This is a genomic window from Chryseobacterium rhizosphaerae (genome assembly GCF_003385455.1).
Lineage (GTDB): Bacteria > Bacteroidota > Bacteroidia > Flavobacteriales > Weeksellaceae > Chryseobacterium > Chryseobacterium rhizosphaerae.
The window spans coordinates 1-19,090 of record NZ_QNUF01000007.1 but is presented as its reverse complement, the minus strand read 5'-3'; the positions used below and the strand labels follow the sequence as shown (position 1 = coordinate 19,090).

Sequence of the window (19,090 nt, the reverse complement as noted above, 5' to 3'; positions counted from 1 at the left end):
CTCATGAGTGTAAAGCAGATGAAATGATGAAAAAACATTTTGAACTGCACCCGGAATCTAAGGCTGAATATGAAAATTTTGAGAAATACACCCAAGATTTCATAAAAAAAATGGGATCAAACAAAAATTCATTGAATAATAGGATCAACAATCCAACCTACATCATCCCTGTGGTTTTTCATGTTTATGGAGAATCTCAAAGTAATGTAAAAGTAAATTACCAAAAAGTAGTTGACTTACTGGAACAAATCAACTTAAATTTCAATGGAATTAATACTGATTCAAATACTGTTGATCCTGATTTCCAATCTATCAGAGGAGCATTAAGTGTTGAATTTCGATTAGCTAAAATTGATCCAACTGGAAAAGCAACAAGCGGAGTGATTTTTCACCCTTTCAAAGGTGGATATGGCAATGGAGGCGGATATGATGCAGAAATTGGCGCAGATGCATGGGATAATACAAAGTATATGAATGTGTATATACAAAATGATCTATATTCTAATAAAGATTTATATCAATCAGGAGTTGCCTGGTATCCGGATTCATACATGACTTCAGTAAATACAGCCAGAGTTGTTTATAATGGACGTTATATATTTAATGCTGCAGGAACAGTGGCTTCAAACGAGTTTTCTGATACATTTACTCACGAATTTGGGCATTGGTTAAATCTTCAGCACACGTTTAATGTTCCATGTTCAACTGCAAACCCAACTAATGATGGTGATGGAGTTGCTGACACACCTGTAGAAAATAATTCTTCCGGATTAGGATGTACAACTGGTAACAATTGTCTTGGACAAAAAGTGAACGTTGAAAACTATATGGGATACAACGGTTCTTCCGGTTGTTATAAAATGTTTACCAATGGACAAATTTACAGAATGCTAGCAGCATTAAATCATCCTTCGCGAATAAATTTATGGCAATCTGCCAACTTAGCCGCAACCGGAGTTGCCAATACTCCACCTAAATTAACCCTTAGCAACAGTACATTTACAGAGAACTTAAACAATAATGGAGTCGTGTCATTAGATGGAACAGTAGCATCTGTCCCTACATCAACCATTACCCTAAACGGAGCAACATTTGCCGTACCAAATGGAACAACTCTTACTGCAGGAACACATTTCACTTCTTCATTACCAGCAGGACTAACAGCAACTATAGCAGTTACAAGCCCTACTACTGCTACACTTACCATAAATGGTGCGGCAACCAGTCATCCTAAAAGTCAGGTCCTGAATTCATCAATTACGTTCCTAGATCGGGCTATAACAGGAGGCGTAACTTCATTAGGATCAACTACAGCTTTGGCATTAACTTTTTCTTACAAAAATCCCTATAAAATAGTTACAGGAACTCCTCTGGAAAGTTATGCCAACCCAACAGCAACAACAGTAACAACCAACTCCGGGGCAACTTGGAAATATTTTATCATTAACCCGGAACTTAGTGATGATGCAGGGTATGGCGCTTGGTACTATGGAGCAAATCAATTAAAATTTGAAACCTATTGGAAAGGATTAGTATGTGGGGTGGGGACAAGAAATATTAGTTTAATTCCTGCTTGCACCACTATAACTAATACAAATAATATAGGTTACCCAATTGGTACTCCCGGACAACTTGACGTGTACACCCCTACATACACTAACTGGTCTGGCCAGACCGCTTATGTTGGTTTTAGAAACCAATTCGAAGGCTACAATATTAACGGCTATTTCAAACTGATTGTTGGGACCAATGGTTCAGGTTATTCTGTAACTGAGTTTGGATACAATACACAACCATATGGCAGTATTACAACGCCTTGTGCATTATCATTATCCACTGCAGATGTTGATACAACAAACTCAGAAACATCCATCTATCCAAATCCAGTTTCTGATGTGTTGAATATTAAAACAAAAGGGAAAATTAAGTCAATTTCTGTTCATGATATGTTTGGAAGAAAAATGAATGCTAAAGTTATTGGTGATAAGGTTGATGTTAAACACTTCCTAAGCGGAACTTATTTAATTGATATTGAAACATCTTTAGGAAAATATTCCCAAAAATTCATTAAAAAATAGGATCAAACGCTATATCGATACAATATGATCATTAGTAAAAGGTTTTATTTTAACTGTATGTATTTTTGAAATGGTAAAGGATTAAGATGGGATTAAGCCTTGGCCCAATCTTTAGAAAAACAGTCTCCGAAATTGCAGAGGAACAGAAACCATCTGTTGATATCAACATTTTTAACCCTGAACGATTCAGTTAATCAAAAACATCATTTACAAAATTATAGATATGAAAACACTCACTTTTTTGGCAATCAGCACTTTGAAGATTGTATTTCTGCTCTGTTTCCTGTTTTGTTATTCCTGTGAAACCAAAGAGTTGGCCACTTTAGCACCAGACGCTCAACCGCTTGCGAATTCAGAAGTTATTTCCAAAAATTCTTTAACAAGCGGGCAAAAGGAATATACCTTTTCTCCGGCCGCCGGAGATAAAAGAAGCTATTATATCTCTCTGCCGCCCAATTATTCCAGTACAAAAAAATACCGTGTTCTATTTATTTTTGCAGGAACCGATTCAACAGGGAAAGAAATGTATGAATGGCTGGGAAAGGGCTGGAATGCCAATACACCCGGGTTGGAAAAACTGATGGATAATACCATTTTTGTCTACCCTGACCAGAAGTATAACTGGGGAAACGACAAAGGCTGGGCACTAGGAAATTATGCTGCTCCTTTTGACGGGATGCACGATATTCAGTTTACCAAAGAACTTCTTGAACTCATTAAGAATACGTATTCAGTTGATAACAACCGTATTTTCGCGACAGGCCATTCCTGGGGAGGTGATATGGCCAATGTTACAGCTTATTTTCTGAAAGGGGTATTCAAAGCCATTGCTCCGGTTGCCTCCAACAGACCTTATTGGTTTGAAAATAATGGAAGTTATATTAATGAGCCCAATTATCTGGGAAATACAGCAGTCTGGATCTTCTTTGGACTGGATGATGACCATTTTGGAAGCAATAGTATTGACGGTGATTTCGGAATACAGCGAGCTGATTTTTGGATATTGAAAAATGGAGGAGACCAGAATCAATACACCACAAATACCATTGGAAATCAAGGAGATATTACCGAAACCTATTCCGGAACGTCTCAGGTAAAGCTTACCTTATACCAGGGTGGACAATACTCTGGTGGCGGAGGTCTTCTGGGGCATCAGCCTCCCGACTATTATTTTAAAGCAGTAACAGATTGGTTTAAAACTTTTTAAATAAACTAGTAACGAAATACTATTGTAAAAACAGTAGAATGATGAAGATGATATTCATGGGGTAAATATGGATTGGGCTTAATTTTTAAGCCCATTTTTTTTATTAATATGATCTATTTTGCTAGCAGTTCTTAGTTTATTTACTTATTTTTATTCATTCATTTCAAATTATATGACACCGTATTCTTATGTATTATAAAAACGATACAATCATCATCCGTGAATTTACACCTCAGGAATTTACTTTGTTCTTCGATCTGTTTGAAGATGAAAATGTTACCCGATACCTGCCCTATAAAACACCTGAAGAATATAAAGAAATGTTTGAAAAGGCATTATCAGACTATAAAGAAGGACCTTTCAGCAGATGGGGAATATTCAATGTACAAAACAATGATTTTGTAGGAATGTGCCTGGCCAGAGTTTTCCTTGATCATCCGGAGCAGATAGAAATAGGGTATACTTTAGCCGAAAATTATTGGGGCAAAGGCCTTGGAACCACAGTATGCAAAGCACTTGTGGAACATTGTCTGTCCTTAAACCAACAGAAAGACATTGTTGCGGTAACCGATCTCGCTAATATAGGATCTCAAAAAGTTCTTATAAAAAGCGGTTTTCAAAGAATCGAAAATCTGCAACGAGAGGATAGGGTACTGGCTTATTTTGTTTTACAGGAAAACTAACCAGAGTGTAATAAACCACCCCGTCAAATCGAAGATTTGCCAGCCCTCCGGAGGAGGGGGAATGTGCAGTCCTTCAATTGTACTATTTTTAAAAAAATCAAGATTTTCTTAAACTTAAATAAACTTCTCAACAGGCTGTTTACGGCTTGCCTTATACTTAATTGTGGTAATCTCTTAATGGTTTATATTGATTCAATATGGTATTGAGAAACACAAACCTTATAGGTTTCTAAAACCTATAAGGTTTAGAAATACTTTAGCAATCTTTTAATTTCCTTAAACTTAAGTGAACTTTTCGACAGCCTATTTTCTAAAACCTATAAGGGTTGAAATTGATAGCAACCTGAAACACTCAGTAAGGCTATCTCTTTTATCACTTAATTATAAACCAGTTTCTGATTAGATTTCATTTATCAGATAATTTGTTATAACTTGCAGGAATTATGATGTCGAAACGTTGCAAATACGCACTGAAAGCAATGGTCAGATTAGCAAGAAATTACAATCAAGGCTTTCTGCCCACTTCCGTTATTGCATTGGATGAGAACATTCCCAAGAAATTTCTCGAACAAATTCTTCTTGAACTTAAAAGAGCTAAGCTCGTTAACAGCAAACAGGGAAAAGTTGGAGGATATTATTTGCTTAAATCCCCTGATGAAGTTTCATTAGCAGACATTTACCGTATTTTTGATGGGCCTATCGCTCTTACTCCTTGTGTATCTTTAAACTTCTACGAAGCATGCGATGACTGCGTAGATGAAGCTACCTGTTATCTTAGAAATGAACTTATTATCGTTCGTGAAAAAACCAGAAATAGCATGATGGAGGCCACTCTCACTAAGTTTATCAACAAAGATTAATTTTTTTTCATTTAAATTCTACTAATTTGATAGGAGTTATAGAATTTTATATATATTTGCAGTAATTAATTTCAATTGGATATGGAAAACAATCTGAAAAAAGAATTTGATCAACTTCTGAAAGAGGTCCCTGTGGCTTCTTTCCAAAATAGCGGTCTTCAAATTCTGGCAGAAAGATTCCCTGAGAAGGTTATTTTTTCGACCAGTTTCAGCTATGAAGATCAGGTCATCACGCATCTGATAAAAGATCTGGAGGTAGAGATTTTTACATTGGATACAGGAAGGCTTTTTGAACAGACCTATGAAACCTGGACCAATACAAGAGCATTTTTCAAAAAGAATATCAAAGTCTATTATCCGGATACGGAAGAAATAAGGTCTTTTGTTTCAGAAAACGGACCTGACTCATTTTATCAATCAGTAGAGCATAGGAAGATGTGCTGTACAATCCGGAAAGTACATCCTTTAAAAAAAGCATTGGAAGGTTACAAAGTATGGATCACAGGACTTCGGTCAGAACATTCTGCCAACAGACAGCATATGCCGCAGCTGGAATGGGACCCGGATAATAAAATTATCAAATTTCATCCGCTTCTCAATTGGACCTCAGAACAGGTGACAGACTATGTAAAAACACATCATTTACCTTATAATCCTCTTCACAAAAAAGGATTTGTAAGCATAGGATGTGAGCCCTGTACAAGAGCCATTAAAGAAGGAGAAGATTTCAGAGCAGGCCGCTGGTGGTGGGAAGATGCCAACAAAAAAGAATGCGGTTTACATATTCATCAATAAAAAAGAAAAAATGTCAATACATCATTTAAATTATCTGGATCAGCTGGAGTCCGAATCGATCTATATATTAAGAGAAGTGGCAGGACAGTTTGAACGCCCTGCCTTATTATTCAGCGGAGGAAAAGACAGTATTGTGCTGGCTCACCTGGCAAGGAAAGCTTTTATACACGGAAAGATCCCGTTTACATTTGTACATGTTGATACCGGACATAATTTTCCGGAGGTATTGGAATTTCGGGATCAGCTGGTAGCGCAACTGGATGTTAATTTAGTGGCAAGAAAAGTGGAAGATACGATACAACGTAAAAAACTTACTGAGGCTAAAGGTAAATTCCCCAGCAGAAACTGGCTGCAGACCTATACTTTGCTGGATACCATTGAAGAATTTGAATTTGATGCCTGTATCGGAGGAGCAAGGAGAGATGAAGAAAAAGCCCGTGCTAAAGAAAGAATATTCTCAGTCCGTGATGAATTTGGGCAATGGGATCCCAAACTTCAGCGTCCTGAACTATGGAACATCTTTAACGGAAAAATCCATAAAGGAGAAAATGTAAGGGTTTTTCCCATCAGTAACTGGACAGAACTCGATATTTGGAACTATATCCGAAGAGAAAAAATTGAACTGCCTTCTATTTATTTTTCGCACGAAAGAGAAGTGGTAGACTTTAACGGACAGTGGCTTGCAAACTCTTTACATGTCTTTTTAGAACCGGAAGATGTAGTAACAACAAAAAAGATCCGGTACAGAACCGTAGGAGATATGACGTGTACTGCTGCAGTGGAATCTAAGGCCGAAACTATTGACGCTGTAATCGAAGAGATTGTTGCGACCAGAATTTCAGAACGTGGAGAAACCCGTATTGATGACAGGGTAACAGAAGCCGCAATGGAAGACCGGAAAAAAGGAGGCTATTTCTAATTGATGATAAAAGAGAATTGATCAATAATTTATGGAAGACACTCTCGATCAATTATTATTTATCACGTATTATTTATAATTAAATCAGATGGATATATTAAGATTTATAACAGCAGGAAGCGTAGATGACGGTAAAAGTACCCTGATCGGAAGACTGCTCTACGATAGTAAAAGTATTTTACAGGATCAGCTTGAAGTACTTGAAAAACATTCTAAAAACAAAAACGAAGACGGGGTAGATCTTGCGCTTTTAACAGACGGTTTACGTGCAGAAAGAGAGCAGGGAATCACTATTGATGTGGCTTACCGCTATTTTTCAACCCCAAAGAGAAAATTTATTATTGCTGATGCTCCCGGCCATGTGCAGTATACCCGGAATATGATTACCGGAGCATCCAATTCCGATCTGATGGTTATTCTTATCGATGCCCGTAAAGGAGTGATCGAACAGACGAGAAGACATTCTATCATCGCATCATTACTAAAACTGAAAAAAGTAGCAGTAGCCATCAATAAAATGGATATGGTAGATTATTCTGAAGATGTTTTTGATGCAATAAAGTCCGACTATTCAAAAATTGCGGATAATCTGGGACTGAATGATGTCAGCTATTTCCCGATTTCAGCATTGAAAGGAGATAATATCGTTTCAAAATCTTCCAGAACAGATTGGTACGATGGGAATTCTCTACTGGATTATCTGGAACAGGTAACCCTGCATGAAGAACTGAATACCGGGAACCGTTTCCAGGTTCAGTATGTGATCAGACCTCAAACAGAGGAACTGCATGATTACAGAGGCTACGCAGGGCAGATCATCAGTGGGAAATTTACAAAAGGAGACAAGATTCATATTCTTCCGGCAGGCCTGATCACTGAAATCTCTAAAATTGAGATCAACGGAGAGGAACAAGGGGAAGCGTTTGAAGGGCAGCCTGCCGTTATCCATACTACTCACGATTTAGATATCAGCAGAGGAGATCTTTTTGCTACCGAAGAACAGCTTCCGAATGCAGAAAAGGATCTGGAAGTTCTCTTATGCTGGCTGGATCAGAAGCCGCTGCAACCGGGGAATAAATATGTATTGCAGCAAAACAGCAGGCTGGTAAAGGCTGTGGTAAAAGAGGTAGACTACAAGATTAATGTTAATACCCTTACTCAGGAAAAGACAGATACAGAGATCAGGCTTAATGAAATTGTGAAAGTGACACTCCGGACAGCACAGCCTTTGGTCTATGACAGTTTTATCAATAATAAAAAAACAGGATCTGCAATTTTAGTGGATGAAACATCCAATTCTACCGTTGCCGCCTGTATAATTCAATAAAAAAATGGCAACCCACGATAATTTAATCAAAAGAATTCATCAAAGTAAACAAAATACGACTCATGAATTCTTTGATAAAACAAAAACCAAAGCTTTCGTTAAAGATTTGTATCAGGTGCTTTTTCTTCCCCAAAGAATCGACACCGAGGATCAGTTGAAAAAGAGCTTTGCAGCTTTACATGACAGCCTTTTTAATATGATCATTATAATAACGGGAAGTGAAAAAGAAGCGGAAACTAATGTGAATACATTCTTTGAGGTTTTGCCTGAACTTTATGATCAGCTGGTGCTGGATGCACGGTCTATCCTGCAATTTGATCCTGCAGCAGAATCTATAGAAGAAATATACCTTGCGTATCCCGGATTTTTTGCCACCTATGTATATCGTATTTCCCATCAGCTATGGAATCAGAAGGTTAGGATACTGCCACGTGCCATTTCAGAATATGCCCACAGTAAAACGGGGATTGATATTCATCCAGGGGCCATCATTGGGAAATCATTTTTTATAGATCATGGAACAGGGATCGTCATTGGAGAAACTACGGTCATTGGAAATCATGTCAAGATATATCAGGGAGTCACCCTTGGAGCTTTGAATGTTTCCAAAGAAAAAGCCAATCAGAAAAGACACCCCAATATTGAGGATCATGTGATTATTTATTCGGGAGCCACTATTTTAGGAGGAAGTACAACCATTGGCAGAGAAAGTATTATTGGAGGAAATGTCTGGATCACACAGGATGTTCCGTCTCATTCTCTGGTTTATCATAAAAGTGAAATCAAAATAAAGGATAACAGTTCATTACCGGAATCATTAACCTTTGTTATATAAAACAGAAAACAAAAAATTATATTGGATATGAAATTTCAGAATACACTGGAAACGATTGGGAATACGCCTGTCGTAAAAATTAATAAGCTTTTCAATTCGGATCATGAAATCTGGATTAAACTAGAAAAAAACAATCCCGGAGGAAGCATTAAAGACAGAATTGCATTGGCTATGATTGAAGATGCAGAAGCCAAAGGATTATTAAACCAGGACAGCACCATTATAGAGCCGACAAGTGGAAATACAGGAATCGGCCTTGCATTGGTTGCTGCAGTAAAAGGCTACAAACTTATTCTTGTAATGCCTGACAGCATGAGTATTGAAAGACGCAAAATCATGGAAGCTTATGGTGCCCAGTTTGTGCTTACTCCAAGGGAAAAAGGAATGAAAGGGGCCATTGAAAAAGCCAACGAACTGGCAGAGGAAACCCCCAATTCATGGATTCCAAGACAGTTTGATAATCCCGCCAATGTAAATATCCATACAGAAACTACAGCTCAGGAAATTTTAAAAGACTTCCCTGACGGCCTGGATTATATTATTACAGGAGTAGGAACCGGAGGACATATCACCGGCATTGCAAAAGTGGTAAAAGAAGCCTATCCCAATGTAAAAGTATTCGCTGTAGAGCCGGAATTATCTCCTGTATTAAGTGGAGGAAGTCCTGCACCACATCCTTTACAGGGCTTAGGAGCCGGATTTGTACCCTCCATATTAGATATTAGTCTTCTGGACGGAGTGATTACCGTTGGTAAAGAAGAAGCCTATGAATATGCAATCAATGCAGCAAAAAAAGAAGGCCTTTTCGTAGGCGTCTCTACCGGAGCTGCTTTAGCTGCTATAGCAAAACATTTACCTGAAATACAGTCTAACGCTAAAATCCTTACCATCAACTACGATACCGGAGAAAGGTATCTGTCTGTAGAAGGACTCTTCTAAAATCCCCAACTAACACCGACTTTCAATGAAAACAATTATAAAATCACCAAAGGTTTACCTTATCGGTGCAGGGCCCGGCAACCCTGAACTGATTACCGTAAAAGCCGCAAAAGCCATTGCCAAGGCGGATGTCATTTTATGCGACCGTCTTGTAAGTCCTGAGATCCTGGAAACTTACGTCAATGAAAATACAGAAGTCATCTACGTAGGCAAAGAATGTAGTAAAAATGCATCTACTCCTCAGACTCATATCAATACCCTGATGGTTGATTATGCTCTTCAGAATAAAACAGTTGTAAGGCTTAAAGGAGGAGATGTATCCATATTCTCCAATATTCTGGATGAACTGCAGGTTTTAAAAAAACACCATATTCCCTATGAGATTATCCCTGGAATTACAGCCGCTTTAGGAGCCGCCGCATTTGCAGGGATGCCTCTGACAGCAAGAGGATATTCAACATCTGTCCGATTTCTGACCTATTATAAATCTGAAATTCTTACTGAAGAATATTGGAAAGAATTGGCTGTTACCAATGATACCCTTGTTTTTTATATGTCTAAAGGAAATCTTACAGATCTTGTAGAAAAGCTAAAACAGCTTGAAATTTCTAAAGACAAAAAAATAGCGGTTATCGAGCAGGCTACTACACCTTATCAAAAAGTGTATACCTCTTCATTTGATGATTTTAATGAAACTTTTGGAAATAAAAATTTTGCTTCACCTTCCCTGGTGATCATTGGTAAAATAGTACATCTTCATGAAGAATTCTCCTGGTTGGAAAATGCAGAACAGGAAGGTTTATATTTTAAATCGGTGGAAAACGGAAGTCTTATATCAAAAACTCAAAATTTCTTTGAATATGCTGTCTGAAACTAAACTGAACGTCCTTAAAAAGATCTCCGGTGATTTTTCCAGAGATGAAGCCATCTGGGCAAGTGGCTATTTGGCAGGTATTGCCGGTGGATCTTCACTCACGGCTACCTTACCACCTTTATCAACTGAAGTTAACCATCAGAATACTGTAAAAAAGATAACCTTAGCGTATGGTACGGAAACCGGAAACAGTAAAAAGCTGGCGACCGGTTTAGCGGGAATTATCAAGAAAAAGGGAATTCAGGTTAAACTGGCAGACCTTTCCCAGTATAAACCAAAAGATCTGGGTAAAGAAGAATTTTTCTTTGTTATCATCAGTACACAGGGAGAAGGAGAACCGCCTCTTCTTGCAAAGAAATTTTACGATTATATCCATGAGAATGAAATCAATCTCACCGATCTGAAATTTGGGGTTTTAGCCCTGGGTGACAGCAGTTATCCTCAGTTTTGCAAAACTGGCGAAGAGGTAGATTACCGTTTTGAAATATTAGGAGGGCAACGTATTATTCCCTTGAAAAGATGTGATATAGACTATGAGCAGGAAGCCGCCCATTGGATAGAACAGGTATTTGAAACCGTGAATAAAACTTCAGATAACCTGTCAAAGAACAGCTCTGCTCCCAAAATATCATCAGGAAGAAAGAAATACCGGGGAACGGTTTCTTCTCTGATCAATCTGAATGATATTACTTCTGAAAAAGAAACCTATCATATTGAGATAGAAACAGATGAACCGCTTGTATATCAACCAGGTGCGGCACTGGGTATTATCCCTTTCAATTCAAAATCAGTGGTTGAGGAAATTATCAGCCTCACAGGGATTGATCCTAAAAAGAACATTGAAACCGCAAAAGTAACGGACAGTGTAGAACAACTCCTCAGCAAACACCTTAATATCAGCTATCTCTTAAAAAATGTAGTCAGCCAATATGCAAAGATCACAGGGCATTCTATTCCTGAAGTACGTTTAAGTCTTCTTGATCTTTTGAGAATTTATCCTGTAAAAACAGCTGAGGAATTTGAAGAAATCATTCAGATCTTAACAGGTCAGGCGCCGCGTCTGTATTCCATATCTTCTTCTTTGGAGGCTCATGGTGAAAATGAAATTCATATCACCGTTGCCAAATCGGAATTCCTTGTTGACCATCAGAAACACAGTGGTTTGTGCAGTGGGTTTCTAAGTGGGTTTACTGAAGGAGAGATTGTAGATTTCTATATTCAGGATGCCGGCCATTTCAGATTACCTGACGCCGATAAAGATATTATTATGATTGGCCCCGGAACCGGCATTGCTCCTTTCAGATCATTCCTTTGGGAACGGGATGCTATAAGTGCAGAAGGTAGAAACTGGCTCTTTTTCGGAGACCGCAATTTTGTATCAGACTTCATTTATCAGTCTGAACTTCAGGACTTCCTGAAAACAGGCAGCCTCACTCATTTAGACCTTGCTTTTTCCCGGGATACAGCCGAAAAAATCTATGTACAACACAAATTGGAGCAAAAAGCCCAGGAGGTTTTCCATTGGCTTGAGGGCGGTGCCTCTGTGTATGTATGTGGCGCTAAAGAACCTATGAGTAGAGATGTGCAAGAAACACTCCTCAATATCATTCAGCGTGAGGGAAAACGAAGTAAAGAACAGGCTATTCATTATCTGGAAGACATGGAACTGAGTGGCAGATATGCCAAGGATGTTTATTAAACTGTGATGGACAATTAAAAGAAACAATTATGAGCAATAAAGATAACCTTTCACCGGTAGAAAGAATTAAAACCGGGAGTAACGGCCTTAGGGGAACATTAAAGGAAAGCCTTTCCGATGATTTTACAGGCGCCATCAGAGAAGATGATCAGACCCTGATCAAGTTTCATGGTATGTATCAGCAGGATGACAGAGACAGAAGGGAAGAGAGGGTTTCTAAAAAACTGGAATGGCTGTATTCTTATATGATAAGATTAAGACTTCCCGGGGGATTTTTAACTTCAGATCAATGGATAGGATTGAATGAAACAGCAGAAGATCATTCTACCGGAACCATAAAAATTACAACAAGGCAGACCATCCAGCTGCATGGTATTTTAAAGTCACATTTAAAACCAACCATTCAGAGTTTCAATCTGCAGCATCTTGATTCTATCGCAGCCTGCGGAGATGTCAACAGGAATGTAACGTGTACCGCCAATCCTTCTGAATCACCGCTACACCAGGAGGCTTATGAGCTGGCCGGCAAGATCAGTGAAATGTGCCTTCCGAAGACTCAGTCTTATTATGATATCTGGATTGATGATGAGCTTATTGTAGATCGAAAAGCTGAAGAAGATCCACTGTATCAGGATAGATATCTTCCCAGAAAACTGAAAATAGGAATTGCAGTTCCTCCGAATAATGATGTGGATGTTTTCATCAATGATATCGCCTTGATTGCCATTATTGAGAACAATACAATTGTTGGCTATAATATTGCTGCCGGAGGAGGATTGGGGGCTACTCACGGAAACGAAGCTACCTATGCCCGTCTTGCTTCTGTTCTTGGTTTTGTAGATACTGAGGAAAAAGTACTGCAGGCGGTCTATGAAATTATCACAGTACAAAGAGACTTCGGAAACAGAAGCGACAGAAAATTGTCAAGATTAAAATATACAATTGACAAACTTGGAATTGACCAGTACAGGTCCGAAGTTGAGAAAAGAACAGGATTTAGCTTTGAGCCAGCCAGAGAGTTTAAGTTTGAACAGAGAAAAGACCGCTACGGCTGGATTCAAAATCATGAAGGGAAATGGTTTTATACTTTGTTTGTAGAACATGGCCGCGTTTTAGATACCCAGGAATATCCTTTAAAGTCAGGGTTATTAAAAATAGCCCAAACCGGGAAACTTAATTTCCGTTTCAGCTGTAACCAAAACCTTATTCTTGCTGACATCAATGAAGAGGATAAAACCGAAATTGAAAGCCTTCTTCAAGAATATGGGATTTCAGATTATACTGATCAGGCAAGTGCCCTTCGTAAAAATTCTGTTGCCTGTGTAGCCTTAAATACCTGTTCACTGGCCTTAGCGGAAGCACAGCGTTATCTGCCTTCTTTAGTAACTAAAATAGAGCCTATCCTTGAAAGACATGGACTTTTACAGGAAGACATCACCATCCGTATGACGGGATGCCCCAATGGCTGTGGAAGATCTCCTAATGCGGAAATCGGATTTGTAGGGACTGCTTATGGTAAGTATAATCTTCATATTGGAGGGGATAGATTGGGAATGCGCCTTAATACAAAATTTAAAGAAAATATTGGCGAAGAAGAGATTCTTACCACTTTGGATGAACTTTTCGGGATCTATGTAAACAAAAGACATACAGAAGAAACATTTGGTGATTTTTCGTACCGTTACTTACAAACTTTACATTGAAAATAATAGTATGCATCTTATTCGAAACCACAAATTATACTGTTGTCAACCATCCCGTCAAATCTTTGATTTGCCACCCCTCCGGAGGAGGGGAATATACCGTACCTAAATGGGAATATTCAGGAAAATGAGAGATTTTCAGAAGACTTAGGTGGCCTTTTACACGGCATTATTGTACACGTACTTAAGTGAACTCAAATGTTTATATATAATCTTTTGTCTCTTTTGTGGCTGAAAGCCCCTTAGGCTCAAGCATTCTTTATTAAAAAAACTAAAATTGAAAATATGACTAGCCTTTTTTATGACCGGAAAAAACCAAACCAACAATTTCTTCTTTTAGGCGAACGAATGTGTATGTGTTGTTGATTTTCAAATCACAATACTAATCAGGCTGTTTTTTAACTTTTATAATGTAGTCAACCACCCATAAAACCTCTGGTTTGTCACCCCTCCGGAGGAGTGGAATATACCCTACCTAAATTAGAATACTTAGGGAAATCTGAGTTTTTCAAGAAAGTAAGTGTACTTCTTATACAGGAAGATTTTCACTTGAAAATAACTAAAGTGTTTAAGTCTTTGTGGTAAAAAATATGGTGTTTTATTAAAAAAGTTCAGACAGCTTCATTCTCAACCTAAAAAATGAAGAAAAATGAAAAACAAAAAACAAGGAACCTTTCTGCCAAAAGCAGGTATTATTGCCTTTACATTTCTATTTTTTAACCTGGCAGAAGCACAGCAGCAGCTTATTGAATTAAGCGGAATGATCAAAAATACCGGTACAAAAAAAGGGATTGATTCGGTAAAGGTACAGATAGAAAATACGGAAGACACAGCACTAACGGATCAGCTGGGTAATTTTAAGATAAGAACAAGAGTTACCATCCCATTCCGATTGGTGATTAATAAAGACGGCTTTAGCAGTCAAACGGTTGAAGTTCTTTCTTCTTCCAATAAAATAACCATCGGGCTTAATCCTCAGAACACCATTATTGATGCTGTTGTTATTTCAGCATCAAGGCTTCCTGAAAAAATATTAAGATCTCCGATAGCCATTGAAAAAATTGATATCAAAACCATCAGAGAGAGCCCGGCAGCTTCCTTTTATGAAACGTTGGAAAATGTGAAAGGACTTCAATTGCTGACCTCGAGCCTCACATTGAAGATCCCCAATTCCAGAGGCTTCAATTCACCTAATAATTTCCGGTTTATGCAGCTGGTGGATGGCGTAGATGTACAGTCTGCAACACTGGGAGTACCCCTGGGAAATGCAATAGGTCCCACCGAACTAGACATTCAGTCTATGGAAGTGACTCCGGGAGCGGCATCTGCCCTGTATGGGATGAATGCCATTAACGGGTTGGCAAGCCTCCAGACAAAAGATCCTTTTACCTCCCAGGGAATAAGTGTTTACTTTCGTGGTGGGATTAATCATGTGGACAATGTCAGTCATAAAATATCTTCTCTGGGAGAAAGTGCCATTCGGTTTGCAAAAGTTTTCAATAAAAACTGGGCTGTTAAAGTGAATGCTTCTTACTTCAGTGGAGTAGATTGGATTTCAGACAATCATACGGATCAAAATCCCAATTCACTGATCACTGCCAATCCTCATTTTTCTTTGGCAAATAATCCTGCTGAAGATCTCTGGAATAAATACGGTGACGAAAGAAATAACAGAGTTGCCGTAAAGGTTGACTATAATGGAAAACCTACGACTTTTAATGTTTCCAGAACAGGATATCTGGAAAAAGACCTGGTAAGCCCGGAGGTGAAAAATATAAAATTTGATGCAGGGCTGTATTACCGTTTTGGAGATCAGTGGAGAGCTTCCTATGTATATCGGTACGGATTACTGGACGGGACATTTCAAAGAGGAAATAAAATCAGGCTACAGAATGCCACCGTTCAAAATCATAAGATAGAACTTACGGGCAAAGAATTGACTTTCAGAGCCTATGTCTCCATTGAAAATACCGGAGATTCCTACAATCTGAAACCGTTAGCCGACAACCTGGATCTCACCAATCTTTCGAATACCAACTGGAAAAATATATTTCAGACAAGTCTTCAGAATAATCTCAATGCGGGGCAAAGCCTCAATAATGCGTTTATTCTGGCCCGTCTGGAAGCTGATAAAAATAGAGCAGTCCCTGGAACTGCAGCTTTTGAAGAGTTAAAAAATACCATTATCGGAATTAATAACTGGGATTCTGCCAATGCCGGAATTGCAGGAGCACCGGCAACCGGTGGTGCTAAACTGGAACAAAAATCACGTTTTTATCAGGGCGAGCTCACCTATGATCTGACCCGCTTTGTAAAAATATTCAATCTTCTTGCCGGTGTAGATTACCGATTATACAGTATAACTCCGGATGGGAACAACTTTGTAGACTTCAACAGACCGGTGAGTGAAAGAAATATTCCTTTAGCTAACGGTACATTCGGGAAAGATGTTATCTATCAGAAGTATGGTGTATTTGCTCAGATTACCAAACTTTTCTTTGATGACAAATTAAAACTGAATGCTGCGTTACGGATTGACAGAAATCCGGAATTTGAATCCAAACTGAACCCGAGAATAAGTATTGTTTATTCCCCTGTTAATGAACATAATTTCAGGGCTTCTTTTCAAAACGGATACCGTTTTCCTTCACTTTTTGAGGCTCTTTCTTTCGTCAACAACGGAAATGTACGAAGAGTGGGAGGCCTTTCTAAAGTAAATGAAGGATTAGGCTATCTGGAAAATTCTTACACACTGGCTTCTATCGACAGATTTACTTCTGCTGTAAATGCAGATGTAGACGGAGGAAAAAGTCAAAGTCAGGCGGCACAGGACCGTCAACAGCTTTTGACCGTTGCCAACCTGCAAAAACTGCAGCCTGAAAAGATCAATTCATTTGAAGTAGGCTATAAATCTGTATTTTTTAATAATAAACTAGTACTGGACTGGGATTTCTATTACAACATCTACGAAGGGTTTCTTGGCCAGGTAGAAGTTGCCGTTCCTAAAAACAGCCAGGTAGGAAGCAATACAGCTGTTCTCGCTATGCTGGACCGTAGCAAACAGGACCGATACAGAGTCTATACAAACAGTAATACAACCTATAAAAGCTATGGAACTTCTTTAGGAGTCCGGTATAATGTTATTAAAAATTATAATATCAACGCCAATATCTCTTATAATGACCTTGCTTCCAACAATAATTCAGACCTATTTATTACCGCATTCAATACCCCAAAATGGATGGTTAATGTAAGTGTTGGAAATAGGGAGATTGTTAAGAATATCGGATTTACAGTGGTTGCAAGATGGCAAAACAGCTTTATGTGGGAAAGTCCTTTAGCTTCAGGAGAAATACCGTCATATTATACCCTAGATGCCCAGGCAACATGGAAACTTCCTGAGATCCATGCGAATATAAAAATAGGGGCTACCAATCTGCTCAACCGCCGTTATTTTCAATACGCCGCCGGACCTGAAATCGGAGGATTGTATTATCTCGCTTTCACCTATGATCTAAAACTTTAATCAAGATGAGTAACTCCCTATATCCCATATTCTTAAAGCTTGAAAACTTGTCATTACTGATCATTGGTGGTGGCAGGATTTCTCTTGAAAAATTAGAATCTGTACTTGGAAATTCACCTGAAACTTCCATAAGACTCGTTGCTAAGGAAATCATTCCGGAAGTCAGAGCTTTACAAAATCAATACCCTAATATAACTTTGCATGAAAGACCCTACAACAATAATGATTTTAAGAACACCGATCTGGCCATTGTTGCTGTAAATGATATCGTACTGGCGGAACAGATCAAAGAACAGGCCCATCAGAATAGTGTCTTGGTTAATATTGCAGATAAACCGGATCTGTGTGACTTTTATTTAGGCTCTATTGTGAAAAAAGGAAGCCTTAAAATTGCCATTTCAACCAACGGAAAATCACCAACTATAGCCAAGAGGTTAAGAGAAACATTCACAGAAACCATTCCCGATGAAATGGATCATGTTCTTGATAATATGCAGAATATACGCAACCAGTTAAAGGGAGACTTTAATTACAAAGTAAAAGAACTCAATAAAATAACTACCCAATACTTATCTGACGGAAAAGTCTCTCCGGTAACATCCAATGTAGAAATTGAAAAATTAATCCATATTACCAAAATAGCCCAGAGAAAAGCAAATATTTATCTGGCAATTATTGGAGTTTTGCTGCTCTTTGGAATATTTGGTCTTGTGGTTTATCAGTTCAATCTTTCCGGGGATATTCAGAATTTTCTGAGTAAAGACGGTCATATCTTTTACTGGATGCTTTTTGCAGGTTTTATGGCAGAAATAGTTGCCGGCTCCATGGGAATGGGATATGGCGTGATATGTACTACTATATTGCTGTTGCTCAATGTTCCACCGCCCGTAGTGAGCGCAAGTATTCATTCTGCAGAATCTTTTACCACAGCAGCCGGAGGCTTCAGCCATTACAAATTAGGAAATGTCAATAAAAAAATGGTGTGGGTATTGTTCCCGCTAGCCATCGTAGGTTCTATTATCGGAGCATTAACTCTATCTCATTATGGTGAACATTATGCCCATATCGTGAAACCTATTATCGCTTGCTATACTTTATATCTGGGAGTCAATATCCTGAGAAATGCCTTTAAGAGCAAAAAAGCCAATCGAATCAGAACAAAACGGAGAACCAATCTCAGAATACTGGGACTGGTGGGTGGCTTTATAGATTCTTTTGCAGGGGGTGGCTGGGGACCTCTGGTTACCGGAACATTAATAAAAGAAGGAAGAATTCCACGGTATGTGGTAGGCAGTTCAACTGTTGCTAAGTTTTTATTAACGGTTACCAGTGCCGTCACTTTTATTTTTACCATTGGGATCCATCATTGGAATATTGTACTGGGGTTACTGTTGGGAGGTGTTTTTACCGCTCCGTTTTCAGCGATGCTTACCTCGAAATTACCCACTAAGAAAATGTTTGCTGTAGTAGGTGTTGTTGTTATTGCCATGAGCCTTATCACCATCATCAAATCTTTTATGTAATACAGATATTAAAAAAGCTCCTTTTTAGACTGCCCCCAAAAAGTTAGACACTTTTTAGGGGCATTTTTTATGGGACAATCAAAATATAGTTTAGAATTTAAAACAGATTGTGTTGTTAAGGT

At 38.5% G+C, this 19,090-nt stretch carries 14 protein-coding genes; all 14 read left to right on the top strand.

The window, feature by feature from the left end; all coding sequences use genetic code 11:
• Positions 1 to 23: 23 nt before the first annotated feature.
• The 14 genes from DRF57_RS07900 (at position 24) to DRF57_RS07835 (ending at position 18,968) form a co-directional block, all read left to right on the top strand.
• On the top strand, positions 24 to 2,078 hold the full coding sequence (locus tag DRF57_RS07900) for a zinc-dependent metalloprotease (protein ID WP_167449352.1): 2,055 nt from the start codon (positions 24 to 26) through the stop codon (positions 2,076 to 2,078).
• 223 nt (positions 2,079 to 2,301) lie between these two features.
• A complete protein-coding gene (locus DRF57_RS07895; RefSeq protein ID WP_115917782.1) occupies positions 2,302 to 3,285 on the top strand; it encodes an alpha/beta hydrolase family esterase in 984 nt (327 codons plus the stop codon).
• A 188-nt stretch (positions 3,286 to 3,473) separates the two neighbouring features.
• On the top strand, positions 3,474 to 3,968 hold the full coding sequence (locus DRF57_RS07890) for a GNAT family N-acetyltransferase (protein ID WP_115917780.1): 495 nt from the start codon (positions 3,474 to 3,476) through the stop codon (positions 3,966 to 3,968).
• A 443-nt stretch (positions 3,969 to 4,411) separates the two neighbouring features.
• The gene (locus DRF57_RS07885) at positions 4,412 to 4,828 is read left to right on the top strand and encodes an RrF2 family transcriptional regulator (RefSeq protein ID WP_052188812.1); all 417 of its coding nucleotides are present in this window, start codon (positions 4,412 to 4,414) and stop codon (positions 4,826 to 4,828) included.
• Positions 4,829 to 4,909: 81 nt separating this feature from the next.
• The gene (locus DRF57_RS07880; protein ID WP_115917778.1) at positions 4,910 to 5,623 is read left to right on the top strand and encodes a phosphoadenylyl-sulfate reductase; all 714 of its coding nucleotides are present in this window, start codon (positions 4,910 to 4,912) and stop codon (positions 5,621 to 5,623) included.
• A gap of 10 nt (positions 5,624 to 5,633) precedes the next feature.
• Complete coding sequence (gene cysD / locus DRF57_RS07875; protein WP_084084913.1) at positions 5,634 to 6,542, top strand: sulfate adenylyltransferase subunit CysD; 909 nt, start codon at positions 5,634 to 5,636, stop codon at positions 6,540 to 6,542.
• 88 nt (positions 6,543 to 6,630) lie between these two features.
• Positions 6,631 to 7,869 (top strand): sulfate adenylyltransferase subunit 1, encoded by a 1,239-nt coding sequence (locus DRF57_RS07870; RefSeq protein WP_115917776.1) that lies wholly within the window; start codon positions 6,631 to 6,633, stop codon positions 7,867 to 7,869.
• A gap of 4 nt (positions 7,870 to 7,873) precedes the next feature.
• Positions 7,874 to 8,704: a serine O-acetyltransferase EpsC gene (epsC, locus tag DRF57_RS07865; protein ID WP_115917774.1), complete on the top strand. Its 831-nt coding sequence runs from the start codon at positions 7,874 to 7,876 to the stop codon at positions 8,702 to 8,704.
• A gap of 27 nt (positions 8,705 to 8,731) precedes the next feature.
• On the top strand, positions 8,732 to 9,643 hold the full coding sequence (gene cysK, locus DRF57_RS07860; RefSeq protein ID WP_115917772.1) for a cysteine synthase A: 912 nt from the start codon (positions 8,732 to 8,734) through the stop codon (positions 9,641 to 9,643).
• A 25-nt stretch (positions 9,644 to 9,668) separates the two neighbouring features.
• Entirely contained in the window at positions 9,669 to 10,514 is an 846-nt protein-coding gene (gene cobA, locus DRF57_RS07855) for a uroporphyrinogen-III C-methyltransferase (RefSeq protein ID WP_115917770.1), read from the top strand.
• Positions 10,504 to 12,216, top strand: coding sequence for a diflavin oxidoreductase (locus DRF57_RS07850; protein WP_047496381.1), 1,713 nt, complete (start codon positions 10,504 to 10,506; stop codon positions 12,214 to 12,216). Before cobA ends, DRF57_RS07850 begins: the two co-directional genes overlap by 11 nt.
• Positions 12,217 to 12,245: 29 nt before the next feature.
• Positions 12,246 to 13,919, top strand: coding sequence for an assimilatory sulfite reductase (NADPH) hemoprotein subunit (gene cysI / locus DRF57_RS07845; protein WP_047496378.1), 1,674 nt, complete (start codon positions 12,246 to 12,248; stop codon positions 13,917 to 13,919).
• 649 nt (positions 13,920 to 14,568) lie between these two features.
• Positions 14,569 to 17,445 (top strand): TonB-dependent receptor, encoded by a 2,877-nt coding sequence (locus DRF57_RS07840; protein ID WP_115917768.1) that lies wholly within the window; start codon positions 14,569 to 14,571, stop codon positions 17,443 to 17,445.
• A gap of 5 nt (positions 17,446 to 17,450) precedes the next feature.
• Positions 17,451 to 18,968 (top strand): TSUP family transporter, encoded by a 1,518-nt coding sequence (locus tag DRF57_RS07835; RefSeq protein WP_115917766.1) that lies wholly within the window; start codon positions 17,451 to 17,453, stop codon positions 18,966 to 18,968.
• Positions 18,969 to 19,090 lie beyond the last annotated feature (122 nt).

What these genes read in the sequence shown, in the direction of transcription:
- cysD (WP_084084913.1), top strand. Translation starts at nt 5,634, where the DNA reads ATGTCAATACATCATTTAAATTATCTGGATCAGCTGGAGTCCGAATCG.
- cysI (WP_047496378.1), top strand. Translation starts at nt 12,246, where the DNA reads ATGAGCAATAAAGATAACCTTTCACCGGTAGAAAGAATTAAAACCGGG.
- DRF57_RS07900 (WP_167449352.1), top strand. Translation starts at nt 24, where the DNA reads ATGATGAAAAAACATTTTGAACTGCACCCGGAATCTAAGGCTGAATAT.
- cobA (WP_115917770.1), top strand. Translation starts at nt 9,669, where the DNA reads ATGAAAACAATTATAAAATCACCAAAGGTTTACCTTATCGGTGCAGGG.
- DRF57_RS07895 (WP_115917782.1), top strand. Translation starts at nt 2,302, where the DNA reads ATGAAAACACTCACTTTTTTGGCAATCAGCACTTTGAAGATTGTATTT.
- DRF57_RS07880 (WP_115917778.1), top strand. Translation starts at nt 4,910, where the DNA reads ATGGAAAACAATCTGAAAAAAGAATTTGATCAACTTCTGAAAGAGGTC.
- DRF57_RS07890 (WP_115917780.1), top strand. Translation starts at nt 3,474, where the DNA reads ATGTATTATAAAAACGATACAATCATCATCCGTGAATTTACACCTCAG.
- epsC (WP_115917774.1), top strand. Translation starts at nt 7,874, where the DNA reads ATGGCAACCCACGATAATTTAATCAAAAGAATTCATCAAAGTAAACAA.
- cysK (WP_115917772.1), top strand. Translation starts at nt 8,732, where the DNA reads ATGAAATTTCAGAATACACTGGAAACGATTGGGAATACGCCTGTCGTA.
- DRF57_RS07840 (WP_115917768.1), top strand. Translation starts at nt 14,569, where the DNA reads ATGAAAAACAAAAAACAAGGAACCTTTCTGCCAAAAGCAGGTATTATT.
- DRF57_RS07870 (WP_115917776.1), top strand. Translation starts at nt 6,631, where the DNA reads ATGGATATATTAAGATTTATAACAGCAGGAAGCGTAGATGACGGTAAA.
- DRF57_RS07885 (WP_052188812.1), top strand. Translation starts at nt 4,412, where the DNA reads ATGATGTCGAAACGTTGCAAATACGCACTGAAAGCAATGGTCAGATTA.
- DRF57_RS07835 (WP_115917766.1), top strand. Translation starts at nt 17,451, where the DNA reads ATGAGTAACTCCCTATATCCCATATTCTTAAAGCTTGAAAACTTGTCA.
- DRF57_RS07850 (WP_047496381.1), top strand. Translation starts at nt 10,504, where the DNA reads ATGCTGTCTGAAACTAAACTGAACGTCCTTAAAAAGATCTCCGGTGAT.